A 2,186-nucleotide genomic window follows, 5' to 3' on the forward strand; every position below is an offset into this window, starting at 1 on the left:
TCGGCAGGTGAGTCGGGAGCAGGCGCCGGTGCACGCTCCCCGGTCGGCGGCAGGCGGCGCTGCACGGTGGCGCGGGCCCGTTTGAGGAGGCTGTTGACCGAGTCGACCGTCGAGTCGAGCATGTCGGCCACCTCGCTGGCGCGGTACCCGAGCACTTCGCGCAAGACGAGGACGGCGCGCTGGCGAGCGGGCAGGACCTGCAGCGCGGTCACGAAGGCCAGGGAGATGGCCTCGGTCTGTTCGTAGCGTGCCTCCGGTCCGAGCGGCACGTCGATCGCGCCCTCGAGCAGGGCGTCGGGATACGGCTCGAGCCACACGACCTCGCCGAGGCGGGTCGGCTCGGGTGGTTCGACTTCGGGGTTGCCCCACTCCCGGGCGGGGCGTCGGCTGGCCGAGCGGAGCGCGTTGAGGCACCGGTTGGTGGCGATCCGGTAGAGCCACGTGCGGATCGAGGCACGTTCCTCGAACCCCCCGAGGCCTCGCCAGGCGGCCAGCAGCGTGTCCTGCAGGGCGTCCTCGGCGTCCTGGAAGGATCCGAGCATCCGGTAGCAGTGCACCTGCAGCTCTCGACGGTGCGGCTCGGTCAGCGTCCGGAACGCGTCGCCGTCCCCGGCCCGCGCCCTGGCCATCAGGTCGCTTGTCACCACTCCACCCTCGCGTCACGCGTCTCGCTCTTCATGTCCACCCTGGGTACCGACACCGGCCGAGCCCCGACGTGGGCGGACCGGGCGCGCCCGGTTTCTCGCCGCGGTGGTGTCTGCCTCGTCGAGAGATGCAGCCATCCCACCATCGAAGGAGATCGAGATGATGCTGGAGAACAAGACCGCGGTCATCTACGGCGGCGGCGGGGCGATCGGCGGCGCCGTCGCGCGTGCGTTCGCGGATGCCGGCGCCCGTGTCCACCTCGCCGGGCGGTCGAGGGCCCGGCTCGAGAAGGTGGCGGACGACATCGGCGACGCCGCCGGCGTAGCCGAGGTCGACGCGCTCGACGAGCGCGCCGTCGCCGGGCACGCCGACGCCGTGGCCGCCGACGCGGGCGGCATCGACATCGCGGTGAACGCCGTGTCCTTCCCGTTCGCGCACGGCACACCCGTCGCCGAGCTGGCCGTGGAGGAGGTCATGCAGCCGATCGACGCCTTCCTGCGGACCAACCTGATCACGACCAAGGCGGTGGCGCGGCACATGACGGCGCGCCGGTCGGGAACGATCCTGACGCTCTCGTCGGGCGCGTCCCGGGTCGTGCCCCCCGGGACCGTCGGCTACGGCACCACCTGTGCGGCGATCGAGGCGATGACCCAGCGGCTGGCGGTCGAGCTCGGGCCCAGCGGCGTGCGCGTCGTCTGCCTGCGACCGCACGCGATCGCCGACGCACCCTCCAACGGCTCGTTCGCGGGTGAGCTGTTCGGGCGGCGGGCCGCCGCGGCGGGTGTCAGCGTCGAGCGGTGGCTCGCGCAGTGGGCAGAGGACGTGACGCTGCTGGGGCGGCTACCGACGCTGGCCCAGGTCGCCGATGCGGCGGTCTTCCTGGCATCGGACCGCGCGGCAGCCATCACCGGAGCGGTGGTCGACCTGACCTCCGGCAACGCGGTGCGCAACGCGGCCTCGGCACTGGTCGGCGTCCTCGACTAGGACCTGTCCGGCCGTGCAGGGGCGCGGCTCCCCGGATCCCGTGCTCGTGGTCGCCGGGTCGGCGATGAGTTCGGGCACGTCGTGGCGTCCGATCCGCATGGCCGAGACCTCACAGACCTTTCGCACCACCCTGCTGGCATCGGGGGGCAACAACGTCGGCATCGTCGTGCCCGAGGACGTCGTGACGGCGTTCGGGCGCGGCAAGCGCGTACCGGTCGTCGTCACGATCGATGGCGACCACCGGTACCGCAACACGATCGCCTCGATGGGTGGGCGGTTCCTGATCTCGTTCAACGCCGAGACCCGCCGTGCCACCGGCCGTGGCGCGGGTGACGAGGTGGAGGTGCGCCTCGACGTCGACGACGCGCCGAGGGTCGTCGAGGTGCCCGACGACCTGGCCGCCGAGCTGGCGCAGGACCAGGCGGCACGGGCGGCGTGGGACGAGCTGTCCTACAGCCGCCAGCGCGCCCACGCCGACTCCATCACCGGCGCCAAGGCTGAGACCACGCGTGCCCGGCGCGTCGCCAAGGTGCTCGACGCGCTGCGCAACTGACCGG

Annotated in this window: 3 protein-coding genes; 2 read left to right on the forward strand and 1 reads right to left on the reverse strand. The window is 72.8% G+C overall.

Going from position 1 to position 2,186, the window contains the following annotated elements:
• On the reverse strand, window positions 1-644 hold a 644-nt coding region (locus VFZ70_17460; protein HEX6257601.1), incomplete at its 3' end, for an RNA polymerase subunit sigma-70.
• A gap of 160 nt (window positions 645-804) precedes the next feature.
• Between VFZ70_17460 and VFZ70_17465 the strand changes: the two genes are divergently transcribed.
• Window positions 805-1,629 (forward strand): SDR family oxidoreductase, encoded by an 825-nt coding sequence (locus VFZ70_17465; GenBank protein HEX6257602.1) that lies wholly within the window; start codon window positions 805-807, stop codon window positions 1,627-1,629.
• A gap of 13 nt (window positions 1,630-1,642) precedes the next feature.
• Window positions 1,643-2,182 carry a YdeI/OmpD-associated family protein gene (locus VFZ70_17470; GenBank protein ID HEX6257603.1) on the forward strand — a complete coding sequence of 180 codons (540 nt, stop codon included), beginning with the start codon at window positions 1,643-1,645 and terminating at the stop codon, window positions 2,180-2,182.
• Window positions 2,183-2,186: the final 4 nt, after the last annotated feature.

Source organism: Euzebyales bacterium, assembly GCA_036374135.1.
Classification (GTDB): Bacteria; Actinomycetota; Nitriliruptoria; order Euzebyales; family JAHELV01; genus JAHELV01.

Bases quoted from the DNA above. Each gene is read 5' to 3' on its own strand.
- VFZ70_17465 (HEX6257602.1), top strand. From the start codon at position 805: ATGATGCTGGAGAACAAGACCGCGGTCATCTACGGCGGCGGCGGGGCG.